Annotated in this window: 14 protein-coding genes; 12 read left to right on the forward strand and 2 right to left on the reverse strand. The window is 32.5% G+C overall.

Annotation, left to right across the window (positions count from 1 at the left end; translation table 11 throughout):
* The first annotated feature begins 245 nt into the window (after nucleotides 1–245).
* Nucleotides 246–935 (forward strand): HisA/HisF family protein, encoded by a 690-nt coding sequence (locus QZ143_RS03400; protein WP_292608946.1) that lies wholly within the window; start codon nucleotides 246–248, stop codon nucleotides 933–935.
* Here QZ143_RS03400 and QZ143_RS03405 read toward each other — a convergent pair.
* Nucleotides 927–1,106 (reverse strand): hypothetical protein, encoded by a 180-nt coding sequence (locus QZ143_RS03405; RefSeq protein WP_292608943.1) that lies wholly within the window; start codon nucleotides 1,104–1,106, stop codon nucleotides 927–929. The two genes, QZ143_RS03400 and QZ143_RS03405, sit on opposite strands and share 9 nt — an antisense overlap.
* A 122-nt stretch (nucleotides 1,107–1,228) precedes the next feature.
* Between QZ143_RS03405 and QZ143_RS03410 the strand changes: the two genes are divergently transcribed.
* The 5 genes from QZ143_RS03410 to QZ143_RS03430 all read left to right on the forward strand — a co-directional run bounded on the left by QZ143_RS03410 (nucleotide 1,229) and on the right by QZ143_RS03430 (nucleotide 12,820).
* Nucleotides 1,229–2,077, forward strand: a complete 849-nt coding sequence (locus QZ143_RS03410) for a cation diffusion facilitator family transporter (protein ID WP_292881212.1) — start codon at nucleotides 1,229–1,231, stop codon at nucleotides 2,075–2,077.
* A 39-nt stretch (nucleotides 2,078–2,116) separates the two neighbouring features.
* On the forward strand, nucleotides 2,117–2,938 hold the full coding sequence (locus QZ143_RS03415; protein WP_292881215.1) for a PfkB family carbohydrate kinase: 822 nt from the start codon (nucleotides 2,117–2,119) through the stop codon (nucleotides 2,936–2,938).
* Between the two features lie 159 nt (nucleotides 2,939–3,097).
* Complete coding sequence (locus QZ143_RS03420; protein ID WP_292881217.1) at nucleotides 3,098–10,414, forward strand: DUF3320 domain-containing protein; 7,317 nt, start codon at nucleotides 3,098–3,100, stop codon at nucleotides 10,412–10,414.
* A gap of 11 nt (nucleotides 10,415–10,425) precedes the next feature.
* Nucleotides 10,426–12,177 (forward strand): excinuclease ABC subunit UvrC, encoded by a 1,752-nt coding sequence (gene uvrC / locus QZ143_RS03425; RefSeq protein ID WP_292881219.1) that lies wholly within the window; start codon nucleotides 10,426–10,428, stop codon nucleotides 12,175–12,177.
* 100 nt (nucleotides 12,178–12,277) lie between these two features.
* The gene (locus QZ143_RS03430) at nucleotides 12,278–12,820 is read left to right on the forward strand and encodes a zinc ribbon domain-containing protein (RefSeq protein WP_292881222.1); all 543 of its coding nucleotides are present in this window, start codon (nucleotides 12,278–12,280) and stop codon (nucleotides 12,818–12,820) included.
* Between the two features lie 5 nt (nucleotides 12,821–12,825).
* Here QZ143_RS03430 and QZ143_RS03435 read toward each other — a convergent pair whose 3' ends face one another.
* Complete coding sequence (locus QZ143_RS03435; RefSeq protein ID WP_292609460.1) at nucleotides 12,826–13,122, reverse strand: hypothetical protein; 297 nt, start codon at nucleotides 13,120–13,122, stop codon at nucleotides 12,826–12,828.
* 87 nt (nucleotides 13,123–13,209) lie between these two features.
* On the opposite strand from QZ143_RS03435, the gene QZ143_RS03440 reads away from it, so the two are divergent.
* The 6 genes from QZ143_RS03440 (at nucleotide 13,210) to QZ143_RS03465 (ending at nucleotide 18,687) form a co-directional block, all read left to right on the forward strand.
* Entirely contained in the window at nucleotides 13,210–14,916 is a 1,707-nt protein-coding gene (locus QZ143_RS03440) for an ATP-binding cassette domain-containing protein (protein ID WP_292881225.1), read from the forward strand.
* On the forward strand, nucleotides 14,917–15,342 hold the full coding sequence (locus QZ143_RS03445; RefSeq protein WP_292609464.1) for a universal stress protein: 426 nt from the start codon (nucleotides 14,917–14,919) through the stop codon (nucleotides 15,340–15,342).
* Nucleotides 15,343–15,454: 112 nt separating this feature from the next.
* Nucleotides 15,455–15,622 (forward strand): 4Fe-4S binding protein, encoded by a 168-nt coding sequence (locus tag QZ143_RS03450; RefSeq protein WP_292609466.1) that lies wholly within the window; start codon nucleotides 15,455–15,457, stop codon nucleotides 15,620–15,622.
* Between the two features lie 5 nt (nucleotides 15,623–15,627).
* Nucleotides 15,628–16,806, forward strand: coding sequence for an NAD(P)/FAD-dependent oxidoreductase (locus tag QZ143_RS03455; protein WP_292881228.1), 1,179 nt, complete (start codon nucleotides 15,628–15,630; stop codon nucleotides 16,804–16,806).
* 9 nt (nucleotides 16,807–16,815) lie between these two features.
* Nucleotides 16,816–17,784, forward strand: coding sequence for a UDP-glucose 4-epimerase GalE (gene galE / locus QZ143_RS03460; protein WP_292609470.1), 969 nt, complete (start codon nucleotides 16,816–16,818; stop codon nucleotides 17,782–17,784).
* Nucleotides 17,785–17,793: 9 nt separating this feature from the next.
* A complete protein-coding gene (locus tag QZ143_RS03465) occupies nucleotides 17,794–18,687 on the forward strand; it encodes a hypothetical protein (protein ID WP_292609472.1) in 894 nt (297 codons plus the stop codon).
* The last annotated feature ends 1 nt before the right edge of the window (nucleotide 18,688 follow it).

Here is an 18,688-nt window from a genome sequence, read left to right on the forward strand (position 1 = left end):
AAATTTTTTAAAATTTTTATAATTTTTCTACAATTCATATATTCAAGTTTACTTTAATTTTTTTAAACTTTAGTAACATTTATATACTATGTAAATTAACTTATTAAATAGAGGTTCATAACATATTTGTTATTAATCGAAAATTGATCATTATTTTTAGTATACTCGGAAGGGGCTAAAAAACATTTTAGCTCTTTCCACCTCCTTACGATTTTTTTAAATACTTGTTTTATATAATTATAATTATGATTAAAAAAATACCTGTAATTGATTTAAAACAACACCAGGCTGTAAGTGGCAAATCTGGCATGAGAGATACTTACCAACCATTAAGAACTGTTTTTGCACCATCTTCCAATCCCGTTGAAATTGCTCAGGGATTAAAATTAAACGGTGCCGATGAGATGTACATTGCTGATTTGGATTTGATTGAATCAAGCGGTCACAACATTTCCGAAATTAAGTTGGTTAATACAATTTTGCCTGTAATGTTTGATGGTGGTGTAAAAAACTGCGAATCCTTTGATTTTTTCCTCGATTATGCTTATAAAATTATTGTCCCAACAGAAACTATAGAAAGCATTGAAGAGATGGAAAAAATATTTGAAAAATATCCTAAAGAAAGAATTGTTGTAAGTATTGATGTAAAAAACAATGAATTATACTCTAAAAATTTAGATTTAAATTTATCTGAGTTTAAGAAAATTTTAAAGAAATTGGATCCCAATGAAATCATTCTTTTGGATATTACTGGTGTCGGTACAGAAAAAGGATATAATCAAAAACTTTTAGATGAATTTGAAGATATGAAAGAAAAGTTAATTATTGCAGGTGGTTTGAATAAAGAATCTATTGGTGAACTAGATTCTCAGGGTATAAAAAAAATATTAATTGGAACTAGCCTACATTCCGGCGAAGTAGGAATTCTAGATTAACATTCTTAAAATCACATATGGCAGTAAGCAAGCTATAACGAATAATGTTATTCCTAAACCTAATTTAGTTTTGCTTTCTTCAAGTGAACCAGAAATAATCATTATTAATGCTAAAAATCCTAAAATTACTGGTAAAATATGAGAAAATATAGTTGTTCCTATAGTCGCCATTTTAAATCACTATTATATTTATTTATTTTTAAGTTATTTAAAGATAACTTAATTGTACTTTAAATTTTTTATTTTTAAGATTTAATAACTTTTTTATTATATCATTGTTAAATATTATTATTATGAGAATTGATAAGCATCATCATCACAAAAAAGCTGGTGATAATTTAGCATTTGTTTTTTTCATGAATCTCGCATTCAATATTATTGTCCTTGTTGGGGCGTTTGCTACCAACAGTATGGCGATTCTTGCTGATTTTATTCATGACATGTCGGATACCATTTCAATTGCATTGGCTTGGGTATTGGAGCATGTTGCCCAAAGGGATTCAACAGATAACTATTCCTATGGTTATCAAAGATTTTCAATTCTTGGCGCAGTCATAATTTCCGTTTTTGTGATTGTAATGGCTTTTGTAATTTTGTCGGAAGCAATTCCAAGACTGTTTTCGCCGGAGGGTGTTGATGCTGAAGGGATGCTGATTGTTGCAATTGTTGGAATAATCTTCAAATCACTTTCAGTTTACCGTTTGCACGATGGGGAGACATTCAATGAAAAGGCAATTTTGTTCCATCAGTTGGGAGACATATTTGAATGGATTGCCATTTTGATTTTAAGCGTTATATTGATATTCTGGGATGGTGCACCATATCTTGATCCTTTTGTTTCAATAGGTATTGCTATCTGGTTGATATTCAATTTGGGAAGGAATCTTTATAAATCCCTGGAAGTCCTGCTTCAAAAGACTCCTGATAATTTCGATGTTGATGAGTTCAAATCACAAATTTTGGCAATTGAGGGCGTAAATCATATTGATGATTTTCACATTTGGTCACTTGACGGAATTGATTCTGTTATGACTCTAAAGGTCAATGTTGATTTTGGAGAAAATGTTGAGGAAATTAAAAAAGAGATTTATAATATTTCAAACAGATATCATGTTGTTGACATTACTATAGAATTTGATTAATTCAGAGATCTTTTTTTAATTAGCAAATGGATGATTGTTATGACTTTGGTTGTTATCGGGCCTGTGACAAGGGATCTGGTTGTTATCGGAAATGAGAAGTCTCATAAGGTAGGTGGAGCGACCTATTTTCAAAGTTTCGTTTTTGAGCAGTTTTACAAAGATTATTTGGCGATTGTAAATTGTGATGATGAAAATCTTGTCAGTGATTTTCCTGATTTGAGTAAAGTTAAGGTAATTAAAAAAGACAATACTCATTTTTTTATTAATTACTATCCTTTTGAGGATAATTTGGATATTCGTAAGCAATTAAGCAATTTTGCAGATATTTCAATTTTACCATCTGATTTAGAGGGGATTTTGCCGGAAAAAATTGATGCTTTTGTCATAAATCCATTAAATCGTCAGGATTTTCCTGCTGAAACTATGGAATATTTGAAAAGTTTCAACGTTCCGATATTCATCTCGGTACAAGGTTTTTTAAGAGTCCCTGGCATGGAAGATAATGAAAATTACGCTATAAAATTAGATAACTTTGATGATTTGAGTAGCATTTTATCAGGGGTTCATGTAATATTCATGGATGAAGGTGAAGCAAGCATTGTTGGGTGTGAGTTTGATGTATGTGAGATGGTCATAACCAACGGTTCCAATGGGTCTAGGATTATTGGTGATGGGGAAATTAAAATTGATGCTGTGAAATGTGTTGATGTTGTGGATACAACAGGTTGTGGGGACACTTATATGGCGGCATATATTTCTCAGAAATTATTGTCTAAATCAACTGAAAGCGCTGGAAACTTTGCATCTAAGATTGCAGGTGAGAAAATAAAAAATTCAGGACCTTATTTTAGCAACGATTAGATTGGTAGTCTAATTTGATGATTTCAATATTGTTATTTATTCATTTTTGAATTTTGCAACTTTTTAATTAAAATTACTTTATTTAGAAAACTTTATAAATTAATATTATTATATTTATATAATGTATTTCTAAATTTTTTAAACACTACAAGGGTCATCATGTTAAATAAGTCAAGTAATATAATTGAAAAGGAATTTAAAAATCTACGTAAGGAGCTATTGGATTTAACTTTAAGAAATCAACTTCTTAATTTTAAAACAAGAGCTAAAACCATTACTATCGTAAATCAGTCTCCTGTAAACCTTTTTCAAACATTGGTTCTCCAAGATAATAAGATGTATTTTGTAGCCAATAAGAAGGATAAAAAGGAGGATAAGTCTTCTGTATGGGATCATATTCCATTCGATTTTTCAAAGTTTTCAGAAGGAGACAAGAAATTAGCTACTGATTTAACTCCAAAAGAGCTTCAAAAAAGATTATATTACATTAACAATCAAGCAAAAACAATGCTTCAGGAGCAAGGTTATAACATTTTATATTTGGCAATTGGATTTTTGCAATGGAAAGACAAATCCAAACCAAGACAAAAAAATAATGCTCCATTGGTGTTAATTCCAGTTGCAATGGAAAGAAAAAAGGTTGGTGAATCATTTAACCTTGAATGGACTGGGGAAGATATTCAAACAAACATTTCTCTTAAAGCCAAATTGTTGGAGGCAGGAATTGAACTTCCAGATTTTGAATTCAAAAGATATGGTGAAGTGATAGACCATTATATTGCAAGTGTCAGAAGGGCAGTATCAAGAATGGATGGATGGGAAGTAAACAATAATGTGGCCTTAGGATTCTTTAGTTTTACAAAGTTTGTAATGTATAATGACTTAAACCCTGAAGCATGGGAAGATAATGTTGATTTAACTAAAAACGAATTGATTCAGGCTATTTTCAATCCTGCAAAAAATGACCAGGAAGCATTTAAGGAAGAAGATATCGACTCACAACTCGAATATCGGGACATGTACCAGGTGCTTGATGCCGATTCATCACAGATTGCCGCCATTCAGGATGTAAAGGCAGGGCGTAATCTCGTTGTAGAGGGTCCGCCGGGAACCGGTAAGTCACAAACAATTGTAAATTTGATAGCGGAATTATTGGCTGAAGGCAAATCTGTTTTATTTGTTTCAGAAAAGATGGCTGCACTTGATGTTGTAAAGGACAGATTGACTGGTGTAGGTTTGGGCAAATTTGTATTGGAGCTCCATTCCCATAAAACCAGACGTAAAAAATTCCTGAAAGACTTGCAAAAGGCAACCAATGTGAGGGCTCAGGATCCATTAAACATTGACCAGACCATTCGTAAATTGGAGACATTGCGCCGTCAACTTGATGATTATTCTCAAATTATTCATAAGCCGGCATTTGCTGTTAATCTATCTCCTTTCCAATTATATGGAATGAAGGAATCAGCAGATGATCATTTTTCAAGAAAAAATGCTTTAATGCCATTGGTTAGATTCCAAAATCCTGAAACAATAACTCTTAAAGAATTGGATGACATGAAAGTGTCTTTGGAAAACCTTGCTGAGTTGTATCAGACAATCTCTAAGGAAAACCCTTGGAGCAAATGTTCACCGAAAAGTTTGCTTCCAGCTGATTTAAGAGAAATCGAGATGTTAATCAATGATACTTTGCATGCATTGGATAATTTCCTGGTTGAAAGGGGAAGAGTCTATGACATTTATGGAATCAAAAAGCCGGATACATTGAATGAGTTTCAAAATTCACTTTCAGCTTTTGAAGTTATCAAATCTCAGAATGCTGAATTAATCGATGGAAGTATATTAAAATCAGGGGCATGGAATAATAACAATGATGATGCATTTAAACTAATACAGGAGCTTGAAAGATATCAAAGATATTCTGGAATTTTAACTAAATTCAATCAAAGTATTTTCCAGGTGGATATTGACAGGTTAATATATGAGTTAAGAAATATTTCAACTAAAAAATTCAGATTCTTCAATAACAAGCAGCACATAGAACTTGTTGAGAGATATTATGCAGTTCCTGTTCCTGGAAGTGTTGATGAGATTATAAGAGATTTGCAGGAAGCAAAAGCAGTTATAAAAATAAGAAACAATTTGGAAGCTAATAGGGCATTGGGTGAAAAATATTATGGTGCATATTGGCATTTAAATGCAAATCCAAATGATTTAAAAGAAATTGCCAGATGGATGAATGAATTCACTGCACTCGTGCGTGATGGAACATTTTCCGAAAATACCATTGATTTGATGAGTAAGGATTTATTTGATATTAAACCTGAAAGGGATCTTGCAGAATATATAGATTCAGGTGAGGAATTCGTACGTGTACTTTCGAAACTTAAAGATAAATTGAATCCAAGAAGTAAATTAATATTCAAAAGGGAAACCGGTGATGTGAGTTTTGAAGCATGGCAGGAGCAATTGTACAAATGGAGAGGCCAATTGTCAAGTCTTCATTTATGGTCTCAATACTTAAATACAAAAAATTCCTTAAAAAATTCTAACGCTTCCATGTTTGTTGATTCCATTGAAAAAAGAAACATTAAAAAAGATGATATTGAAGCTTTGGTTGATGGAAATTTTGCAGATTCACTTTTAAATATATTATTTGTTGAAAATCAGGAATTAGCTACATTTATTGGAGAATTGCATGAAAATAGAATCCGTGAATTTAAGGATTTGGATAAAAAGATATTGGTTCTAAACAGAAAAAGAATTTTCCATAAATTAAACAGCAACATTCCGAAGATATTTGGCGGAACAGAAAATCCTCAGGCAAAAATACTTGCAGGAGAATTTACAAGAAAAAGCGGACACATGCCAGTTCGTAAACTCTTGGAAAAAGCTGGAGGGATGATAAAACAAATCAAGCCTTGTTTTATGATGTCTCCATTATCAATTGCACAATATTTGGATCCTACAAATGAGGAATTACAATTTGATGTTGTTATTTTTGATGAAGCAAGTCAGGTAAAACCGGAAGATGCATTGGGTGCATTTATGAGGGGTAAAACTGCTGTAGTTATGGGAGATACTCAACAATTGCCTCCAACTTCATTTTTCGATCAAATGTCTGATGCAGATAGTGATGAAGAGGAAGCAACTTCTCTGGATATGGAAAGTATTTTGCATTTATGTAAACTTTCATTCCCTGTAAAGATGCTTAAATGGCACTACAGGTCACGTCATGAATCATTAATTTCCGTTTCAAACAGGGAATTTTATGATGATGACCTATTGGTATATCCTTCTCCTTCACATTCAGACCCTGAATTAGGTTTGAAGTTCCATTACAATCCAAATACTGCATATGATAGAGGTTCATCCTCCGCAAACCCTCTTGAGGCAAAGGATGTAGTTGAAGAAATTTTCAACCATTTCGAAAAATATGGGGATACTAAAAGTTTGGGTGTTGGAACATTTTCTGTTGCTCAAAAAAATGCCATTCTTGAAGAATTGGAGGTTAGACGTAAGGAAAGGCCTGAATTTGAAGCTTTGTTTTCTGATAATAAGGATGAACATTTCTTTGTTAAAAACCTTGAAACAATTCAAGGGGATGAAAGGGATGTTATTCTAATCAGTGTAGGTTATGGTTATGACAATGACAGAAAAATGTCTCTTAACTTCGGTCCGTTAAACCAAGACGGTGGGGAAAGAAGGCTAAACGTATTAATTACTCGTGCAAGAGAAAAATGTGTTGTTTTCTCTAACTTCAAGGCATATGATATGAAATTAACAGCCAATCCTCCATATGGTGTAAAATCCCTTAAAGAATTTTTAGAATATGCTGAAAACTTGACTTTAGGAACCCAAGGACCTGAAATGCATACTAAAGAACCGTTTGAAGATGCAATTGCCAACTATTTGGAAGAAAACGGTTACATTGTTGATAGACAAATCGGTTGTGCAGGATTTAGAGTTGATTTGGCTATTGTCGATGATGAAAATCCAGGAAAATATATTTTGGGAATCACAACTGATGGAAAAATGTATTCATCAAGTAAAGTAGCTCGTGACAGAGACAGGTTGCGTGAACAGGTATTGACTGGACTTGGCTGGAAATTGTACCATTTATGGTCTACTGACTGGTATAGAAACAGGGATTTGGGTCGTAAAAAATTATTGGATTTTGTTGAAAAATCCATAAAGCAATCTCGTGAAGAAGAAAAACGAAGAACTGAAGAGGCTAAAAAATTAGCTGAAAAACGTAGAATTGAAGCTGAAAAAAGAGCTGAAGAATTAAGATTAGCTCGTGAAAAAGAAGAAGCTGAAAAAAGAGCTCAGGAAGAAGCCGAATCTGATGATGAAATTAATCCGGAAGATATTGGTCCAAGTGATTTTGTTGAAGTTGAAAAAGTTGATGATGGTGATGTTTTAGAAAAACCTATAGATGTAAGTGAAATCAATCCATCAGAATTCTTCGAAGATGACAATCATGAAAAATCTACAAAAAATGAAAAATTAGATGATGTTGAAACCGTTTCTGAGTTTGTTGCTGCGGAAGAGGTTGTTGATGATTCTGTTGATGTTAAGGATGATTCTGAGTTTGTTGCTGTGGAAGAGGTTGTTGATGATTCTGTTGATGTTAAGGATGATTCTGAGTTTGTTGAAAATGAAATTGTTGATTCTTCCGAAGTTAATGTTACTCAAGATAAATCAAAAAGTGATGATGACTTGAATGATGTTTATGTAGAAAATGACTCTGAATTCGTTGCTGATATTCCTGAATCTGCTGATGAGGAAAAAGCAGATGATGCAAAAGTAGAATTGGCAGAAAATGAAGATAAATCCTCTGATGATGATGAAGTATGGGAGTCAAAAGATGAAGATACCTCTCAAAATGATGATGCTGAGGTTTGGGAAGAAGATGATGGAATCTCTCCTGAAGATAATGCAGAGGTTTGGGAAGATGAAAAAGATTATTCCGATGATGAATCTGAAAATAAATCTTCAAACCCTATACGTGATAAAATCAAGTCATTTTTCAAACATGATGATTCTGAAGAAAAGATGGATAAAAATCCATTATTTTCAGGACTTAGGTTTACTAAGGATTTAGGTAAAAATTCAGATTTAGAAAAAGAATTTGAGGATTCTCTTAAAGAAGATAAATCATCTGATGATAAGGTTGATTTAGGCTCTGATGATGACTATATCTATGTGGACCACAGTCATGATGATGAACGCTTTTTAGAAGATGAAGAAGAACCTATAATCTTTGATACACATGAAGATATTCAAGATGATGCAGATAATTTAAATGATGATTCTATTATTGTAGACCACAGTCATGACACAGTTAAAAAAGATTCTATCAATGAAGAAATGACATCAGAAAATGTCAAAAAAGATGATGGCTCTTTCGATTTCAAACAAGAGCCGATTAATTCTGATGTTGATGATATTAAATTTGACTCAAATGTAGAAGATCACCCTGGTGTTGATGATATTAAATTTGATTCAGATGTAGGCGATTATTCTGGTGTTGATGATGTTAAAGTTGAAAACATTGCAGATGATGAAGTCATAGAAGAAAATAATTTTGATAATCCTACAGAAAATGATGATAAGGTTGATTTGGGTTCTGATGATGACTATATTTTTGTCGACCACAGTACTGATGAGCCAATCGAAGAATCTGATGATAAAGAAAATATTGTTGAAGAAGATTCACAATCGAATATTGAAGAAAGACAAAATGATACTAAATCAAAAATGAGGCATAAATTGGATTCATTCATAGCTGATGTTATTAATAATGCAGAGTCTCAATTGGAGCCTGAAGAAATTGAAACCCTTCGCGGTGAAGTAATTGATGAAGATATTGAATCATCACATAAGCCTGCTCCTGAAGATGAATTTGTTGTTGAAGCTGAAATTGTAACTGATGGCGAAGATCTCAATATCTTTAATGATGTGCTTCCAGATTTAAATAATGATGTATCAATAAATGATGATGAAACAGAGAGTATTGAAGATTATAGTGATTTAAAAAGGCCAACTCCAAAAACAAACTTTGAAGATGAAGAATTAAATATTTTCAATGATGATTTGCCTGATATGAGAAATGATATTCATGATGAAGCGACTAACATTGTTGACAGGGCAATGGATGAATTTATGGAAGAAGTATTCAGCAGTAATGATTCATCTAATGAAAAATTCACTGAAACCATTGAAAATGATGATACGGATATTATAGAAAATGAAAACAGTAAAATAAATTCTGATAATCGTGATGATTGGTCTGTAGGTAATGATGATGTTGGAATAAATTCTGATAATCGTGATGATTGGTCTGTAGGTAATGATGATGAAGTAAATTCCAATAAATCTAGTGATGAATCTATAAATGAAGATGGCGTTACTTTCTATCAGGGGTCTAATGATGTAAAAAGCAAACTCAGAAAAAATAATTTGTATTATGATGATGAAAAACCTAGGTCAGTTAGGGATTCAATTCGAGGATTTAAAAAAGACATGCAATATATCAACAAATCATTAAAGGAAATAGAAAATCCTACCAAAGTTGATTATGTTTCTGTAGTAGATAGGACTGAGGAATATAATCCTGAAGATTACCTAAATATGCCGAGCGATGATGATTCCCAATTGATTATTGATCGTGAAGAGGAATTGACATTTGCTGAAAAAGAGGAAAAAAGAATCGAAAGAGAGCTTATGGCAGAATCTATTGAAGAAGATTTGACTGATGATGTTATTGTCAATGTTAACAATAAGTATGTTCAGGAGGAGATAAAAGACCAAACTCTTGAGGATATCATTCAATCTGCAAATGAAGATTATAAGGAAATTGAAAAGGAAAGATATAAAAATAACAATACCCTAAAATCTTTCGATGATAAGAAACTTCCTGGAAAAAGAAAACTGGAAGACAGTATCTTTGATTATGTTGAAGTTACAGACATTGGTATTCATTCCTCGGATGAGCTATACAAAAAACCATCCTCTGAAGTTGCCAAATCCATCAATGCCATTGTAGATGTTGAAGGACCAATTCATGTTAGTGAAGTTATAAAGAGAGTTAAAGACAGCTGCAATATTAAAAGAGCAGGTTCCACTTTGAAAAAGACTGTAAATTCAGCTATAAGAGAATCAGAAAATTCAGGTGATATAATCAAGATTGGTGACTTTTTATATGATGCTTCAAACAACAATGTTGTTATTAGAAGACGAAATAAACCTAATATTGATTTAATTTCTGATGAGGAAATCTCTAAAAACATTGAATTAGTCTTGCTTCACAAACAGAATATGACCACAAAACAAATTGCTAAGGAAACTTCACGCAATTTCGGATTTAAATCAACTTCCAAAAAGACAGCTGACAGGATTAATGGTGTTTTGGATTTGATGATTGCAAACAATAAAGTTAAAATTACCAATGATGTTGTTGAACTTAATTAGGGGGTTTTTAAATGTCTACAAAACTCAAATCTCCTGATAACTTGCCTAATAAGCCTGGTGTCTATATAATGCGTGATGATACGGATACCATAATTTATATAGGTAAGGCAAAAAATTTAGTCAAACGTGTAAAGTCTTATTTTCGTGAAAAGCTAGATAGGCCGAAAACTCAAATATTAATGAGTCATTTTGACAGTTTGGAGTATATTGTTACTAATTCTGAAAAAGAAGCGTTAATTTTAGAGGCTACTTTAATTAAAAAGCATCGTCCCAGATATAATGTTCAACTGAAGGATGATAAAAGATATCCCTATGTAAAGATTACTTCCGAGAGCTTTCCTCGATTGGTCATTACTAGAAATGTTACAAAGGATGGAATTTATTTTGGACCGTTCACTGATGTTGGTTCGGTTAAGCAAACTGTAAAATTCTTAAAGTCATTATTCAAAATAAGAACTTGCCGCAATATGGATGGGCCATGTCTTAATGCTCAAATTGATTTATGTTATGCGCCATGTGATGGTAAGATTTCAGAAAAGGAATATTCTGAAATTATTAACAAGATTGATTTGTTTTTCCAAGGAAAATATTCAACTATTGTTAAGAATCTCAAAGAAGAAATGGCTGAAGCTGCAAAAAATGAAGAATATGAAAAGGCAGCAGTAATAAGAGACCAAATTGCATCAATCGAAGAGATAATGGAAAAGCAATTTGTTGACTTGGTGGATGATGATTTGGACCAGGATGTAATAGCTATTGCACCAAGTAAAAATGAAGTTGTTGTTATCATAATGCCTATAAGAAACGGTAAGATTGTAGGGCGTGATGACTTTTTAATGAGTGGTTCACAATATGATTCATCATCTGAAGTATTGTTTGCATTTATTCAGCAATATTATGGATATAACAGGCATATTCCAAAACAGATTCTTTTGGATGAAGACATAGATGAAAAGGAATTGCTTGAAGATTGGTTAAGTGATTTGAGAGGAAATAAAGTTCATATTAAGGTTCCTCAGAAGGGAGTTAAATTACGTTTGGTAAAAATGGCTCGTAAAAATGCCGAAATTATCCAGCATCAAAAGAAAAAGATGGAAAATGCACTAATAGAACTTAAAAAATACCTTAAACTTGAAAATTTGCCTCGTGTGATTGAAGGATATGATATCAGTAACATTTCCGGTAAGTTTGCCGTAGGTTCAAAAGTATCATTTAAAGATGGAAAGCCTAATAAAAAAATGTACAAACATTTCAAAATGGAAACTCCCGGACCTAACGATTTTGCTATGATGGAAGAACTATTGACTCGTAGATTAAAAATGGTTGATAGGGATCCCGAACCGGACTTAATAGTAATCGATGGAGGTAAAGGACAACTTGGTATGGCATGTGGTGTTTTGGATAAATTGGACCTTGCTCATATTCCTATCATTGGTCTTGCTAAGGAATTTGAAGAGATATATGTTCCAAATACCAAAAGACCAATTATTATTCCAAAAAATAATAAAGCATTGCATTTGCTTCAGCAAGTGCGTGATGAATCTCACAGATTTGCAATAACATACCATAGAAAGTTGCGCAGCAAGAATATTCAAGCCTCTTCTCTTGACGATATTGCAGGTGTTGGTAAAAAACGTAAGGTTGCTCTTTTGAAAGAATTTGGAACATTGGAAAATATCAAAAATGCTTCAATAGATGATTTAGCTAAAATAAAGGGCATGAATCAGAAAACGGCTGAAAATGTCTATAATTTTTATCACTAATCAATTAACTTTTTTTTCAAAATTTAGCCTATTTTCCATTAACTTTAAATATAAGTATTTTAATAATGTTTTTATAATAATTGTAAAAGGTTTAATAAATATGGTTAAATGTCCCCGGTGTGGCTATGAAAATTCCGCCACAGCTACTTATTGTGATAACTGTGCCTATCTTCTAACTGATCATAAAGGTAATAGATTAAATAATAATAAAAGAACAAGCAGTTGGAATATGGGTATTGCTAAAAAAATTGTTATTGTTTTGGGTATTGTTGTAATTGCTTTGTTATTATTCTCTTTTGTTTATAATAATTCCCAACCATCTTCTGAAGAAGCTTTAAATGTCATTACGGACAATGGAAGTCTAAATCATTCTGATTCTTATCCTTATACAGCAGTCATAAAATATGATGGCAGCTGGTTTTCAAAAGTGGGTGATCCAAATTACCTTGTGGATGAAGCAGGTACTGGTCAAAAAAGAGTTCTTTTGGATTGCGCATCTTGGGAAAGGGTACATATTATGGCTCAAAAAGAAGATGCTGGTGAAGGCAATCTTACTATTCAACTTTTGAAAAATGGTAATGTTGTAGCTCAAAATTCAACTACAAATGCTACTGGAAGTATTGAAATAAATTATAATTATTAAAAAAATTATAATTCATTTATTTTTGCTTCAAGCAGTTCAATTAGTTCATCAGTTTTGTAAAGGCGAATTTCCTGTTCTTCTTTATCTTTGAAGATTCTGATAAATTTTGTAAGGTCATTGCATAATTGGTCGTATTGAATATTTAATGTGTTAAAGTTAGATAGTAGTCCAAATGCTTTTTCTTGGTCTAATTTTGGGTTATCTTGTAATATTCTTTCAATATTTGCAAAATGAGTTTCAATCATTATTTTTTCTTGCTCTAAACTGTCCATATATTCTTGAATTTTATTTTCACTAACCATTTAAATCACTTGTTTTAAATCTTTAATAATTAAAATATAAATACTTATACGGATAAAAATTTGTATGTTAAAAAAGGGGCATAAAGAATGATAAAAGTTGAAAATGTAAGTAAGGATTATGAACTTGATGACGGTACAAAAGTTAAAGCTTTAAAGGATGTTAGCTTCGAAGTTGAAGAAGGTGAAATACTTGGAATCATGGGGAAAAGTGGTTCTGGTAAAACAACACTTTTGAGAGCTTTAAGAGGTGTTGAACATATTGATGCTGGAAAAATCACTGTTGATGATACTAGTGTTGAAGCTGGAGCATCCCAATTTTATTATAATAATCTTAAAAAAGTCACTGCTATTCATCTTCAAAGATCATTTGGTTTATGGCCGGATACCGTACGTGAAAATGTTTTAAGAAAGTTATATGCACGCAGGTACTTTGATGAAGGTGATGCAAATTTTGAAGTTGCAGAAAGTGAATTTGGCCAGGAAGCTGATGAAATACTGGAACTTGTTTCTTTAACTCACAAAGCCGACCATTATGCATCTGTTTTAAGTGGTGGTGAAAAACAAAGGCTTATCATAGCAAGACAACTTGCAAAACAACCGAAAGCTCTGCTTCTTGATGAACCTGCAACAATGGCATGCCCCAAAACAAAACAAGAGATATTGGATGCAGTTAAAAAAATCAACAAAGAATTAAACATTACTGTTATTTTAGTTTCTCATTTGCCTGATGTTCAGAAGTATTTGGCTGACAGGGTTATTTTACTTGAAGATGGTGAAATAGCTGATGAAGGTTCTCCTGATGAAATCTGTGACAAATTTATGGAAGGTATGGAACCTATTGCAGATATTGAAAATATTTCAACTGATGAAGATGTTATCCATGTCAATGATGTTTTCAAAAGATTCTACCTGTTAACCGGCGGAGAAGTTTTACAAATTGAAGATATTAATTTTAAAGTACAAAAAGAAAACATATTAAGCTTGATAGGACCTAGTGGTGCAGGTAAAACTGTACTCTTAAGAATGCTTGGTGGACTTGACGACCCTGACAAGGGAGAAGTTTTATACGATGTCGATGGTGAATGGGAGGACATTGACATTCCGGGAATGGGTCGTATGAAAATAAGGTCCAAATTGGGTTTCATGCACCAGGAATTTGCATTAAATCATTATGCTACTGTACTTGACCAGTTGGCTGTGCGTTTGGGATATAAAAATCAGGATATTGTAAAAGATGCACGTAAAAGGGCTGAAAAAATTGGTCTTAGTGAAGAGTTATTGGATTCATTCTATTTATTAACAGATTTACCTGAAATTGAAGCAAAAGAACGTTTACGACAAGTTGGTTTAGATGCTGAAATCTTAAATGATTTATTCCCTAAATTCCCTGAGACTGCTACCAAAGAGGCTGTTGCAGATATCTTTGAAAGTCTTGATTTGGATTTGGAAATTTTAAATAGAAAATCTTATGAATTGTCTGGTGGTCAAAAGGTACGTGTCATGCTTGCATTGATTTTGGTTTCAAGACCAAAATTCCTGCTTTTAGATGAACCATTTGGAGATTTGGACCCTGTTACATTGAGAACTGTAACTAATTCACTTAAAAAGATTTCAAAAACCTATGGTATCACTGTAATTATGGTATCACATAATACTGACTTTATTAAAGAATTAAGTAACCGTGCAATATTCATGGATGATGGAAAACTTATTGATGATAACGAAGATATTAATCAAATTGTAAACAATTTCATTGATTTCTGTCATGCAGACTATTTGACAGGGGATAATTAGATGTTTGATGTGATAATGGTTCCTATTGATGGGTCTGAGTATAGTTTCAAGGCGGCTGATGTTGCAATTGAAATTGCTCAGAAATTTTCTTCTAAAATCGCTGCTGTTCATGTGCTGGAAGAATTTTCATTTAACAGTTATGATTCTGAAGAGGATTCAGGTGATGCACTTTTAGCAAAAGTCACTAAAAAAGCTAATGAAGTTGGTGTCGAAGTTGTAGAACATTTGCTTACTGCTGACCCTCTTAGAGACATGAAATTTATAGCAGATCAAACCCGTGCAGATTTAATTGTCATACATGCTCACGGATCCAATAATAACAGGTTTGTATCATTTGATGAAAATGATGTTTCAGACACACAAATTGGTTCAGTTTCAGAAAGGCTGTTGAGAAATTCTGAAGTGCCGGTATTGCTTGTTAAATAATTAATTTCTTTTCTTTTTTTCATTGATTAAATGGTTATCTTTTACTAAACTTTTAAATAGTATAAAAAACTTAGTATTCATAACATAAACTATTTAATTTAAGGAGATATTTATGATTGTTAAAGATTGGTGCTCATTCTGCGGAGAATGTGCTGGAGTTTGTCCAAGAAATTTAATTCAAGTTAGAGAGTATGCTTTAGTATTTAATGATGATGACTGTAAAGATTGTGATACTTGCATTAAAGCATGTCCAATTGATGCATTAGAAAAAGAGGACTGATTATTATGATTGAAACTGATGTTATTGTAGTAGGTTCAGGACCTGCAGGTTCTAGCGCAGCAAAACACGCTGCTTTAGGTGGCGCAAAAGTTATTTTAATGGATAAAAAGTCAGAAATTGGTTCACCAAAAAGATGTGCTGAAGGTGTTTCAATTCAAGGATTAGAAAAATTGGGAATTGAACCTTCACCTCGTTGGGTAACTAAAGAAATTGAAGGTGTAAGAATTCAAACACCTGACGGAACTGACGTATGGTTAACTAAAGATGAAGTATCATTGCCTGAAGCAGGTTACATCTTAGAAAGAAAAGTCTTTGATAAACATATGGCAATGGATGCTGCAAGAGCAGGTGCTGAAATCAAAATTAAAACTTTAGTCACCGGTATTGAAAAGATAAATAACGGTTACATTGTTGAAACTGAATGCATGGGCGAAAAAATTGACTACAAATGTAAAATATTAATCGCTGCTGATGGTCCTGAAGGTCACGTTGCAAGATGGGCAGGCTTAAGACCAGCAGCAAAAGCAAAAGAAATGGAATCCGGTATTCAATATGAAATGTGTAATGTTGAATTTGAAAAGCCGGGTGTAATTGAATTTTACCTAGGATCATGCGCACCTGGTGGTTATGTATGGATTTTCCCAAAAGGGGATGACATTGCAAATGTCGGTTTAGCAATTTTACCTCACAAAGCTGAAAAAACCGCTAAAGAATACTTGGATGACTTTGTAGCTAAGTCACCATATTTGAAAAATGCTCAAGCTGTTGAAATGAACGTAGGTGGAGACCCTGTAGGTGGAATGACTAAAAAACTTTATGATGATAATATAATGGTTGTTGGAGATGCAGCAGGTCAAGTAAATCCATTGACTGGTGGAGGAATTATTTCCGGTATGACTGGTGGTATGTGCGCTGGTCAGGTAGCTGCCTTGGCTATTAAAGAAGATTGTTCCAAAAAATTCTTGAAACAATATGATAAAATGGCTCATGAAGAATTAGACCACGAAATCAAAAGATACAAAAAAGTACAGGAATACTTGCTTACATTATCTGATGAAGAACTTGACAGTATTGCTCATGCTTTCCAAGGTGAAAGCTTTGAAAAGATTTCAACAACTGAAATAGTTAAAAAATTAATCAAAGTATCTCCAAAAGCATTACTCAAATTAGGTAAATTCGTTTAGGTGTTCTAATTGATTTTAATTACTGGAGGCGCTGGTTATATAGGTGCCCATACAAATAAAGCACTTCATAATGCAGGTTATGAAACTGTTGTTGTAGACAATCTCTGTAAAGGTTATGAAAACTTCGTTAAATGGGGAAACTTTGAAAATTATGACTTTGGAAGCAGTGATTTAAGAGAAGTTTTTGAAAAATATGACATTGACGGCGTTATTCACTTTGCAGCTTTTTCATCAGTAGCTGAATCTGTTCAAATGCCACAGAAATACCTTAAAAATAATTATAAAAACACTTTAAATCTTTTAAAAATCATGAGAGAATTCGGTGTTGATAAATTCATCCTTTCATCAACCGCTGCAGTATATGGAAATCCTGAAAAGATTCCTATTACTGAAGATACTGAATTAAAACCAATCAATCCTTATGGACACTCCAAATTCATCACTGAAAAAGCTTTACAAAGAGAAGCTGAAAAAGGTGATTTCAATTATGTATCTTTAAGGTACTTTAATGCAGCAGGTTGTGACTTTGATTGTGAGATTGGGGAATTGCATGACCCTGAAACTCACTTGATTCCCTTGGTATTGGATGCAGCAATAGGCAAAAGAGAATGCATTTACATATTTGGGGATGATTATGATACTCCTGATGGAACTTGTATTCGTGATTATATTCATGTTAATGACCTTGCTGATGCACATATCAAAGCATATGAATATTTATGCAATGAAAATGAATCAAATATCTTCAATTTAGGAAATGGTGAAGGATATTCCGTTCGCGAAGTAATTGATATGTGTAAAAAAGTTACAAAACAAGATTTTGAAGTAAAAATTGATGAACGTCGTGAAGGTGACCCTGCAATATTAATTGCTGATGCTTCCAAAATCAATGAGAAATTGGGTTGGAAACCTAAATATGATCTTGAAGAAATTGTTTCTTCAGCATGGAAATGGCATGAAAAAATAAATGGAGTTTAGGTAATTTCCATGGAAAATGAGACTAATGAGTCAAAAATTGATGTTCGTATAATCGTTCAAGGATTGGATATTGCTCAAATGGTTTCAAAGGCTGTCAGTAATATTCAACTTGAAAGAGATTATAATATTATTGTTTCATCTATTATTCCAACTACTGAAGTAAGTATTGTTAAAAAGGTAGCTAAAGGTGCTGACATTATACTTATTGGTAGTTATGGTCGTGATGAAACTTATAATATTCTTTTTAATGAATTAAAAACTGATTTTAACAATGTTGGATTGTTTGATTATAATAATATAATTATTGAAGATGAATCCATAGACTTTAATTTGGCTCAAAAGGAAATCTTAAATTCAATAATAAAATCTACCTTATCTTATTCTTTAAATTTAATTAATATCCACACGCTGGAAAATAAACTGATGAAAGTAACTCATAATTATAATAATTTACTGGATGATTATAATCAGGTTTTAAAAGAAAATGAAGTATTTTCCCGTGAAAACAAGGAATTGCTTGAAGATATAAAGGAAATCAAATCTGAATTCGAATCATTTAAGTTACGCTATGAAGACATTTATTCCCGTGAAATTTTAGAAATTTTTGATTTGAATGAATTGTGGCAAGAAACCTTTAGGCAGGAGTTAACTTCAGAACAACAGGTTGTTATTGCAACAAATAAATTCAAACCGGACAATATTATTGTTGGTCAAGGTTATATAGCTTCTCAATCAAAACAGGAAGCAATTGACTGGTTGAAAATAATTAGGACTGCACTGATATTTGTTGAAGAAAACAAGGAAGATTTAAAGCAAAATCTGAAAGGTATTGATGAACCAAAACCTCCAGAAGTTCGTGATGATTATGACATTCCAGATAATTTTGAAAATTTCTGGGACTAAT

It is taken from the genome of Methanobrevibacter sp. UBA188 (genome assembly GCF_905234905.1).
In the GTDB taxonomy this organism is placed as follows: domain Archaea; phylum Methanobacteriota; class Methanobacteria; order Methanobacteriales; family Methanobacteriaceae; genus Methanocatella.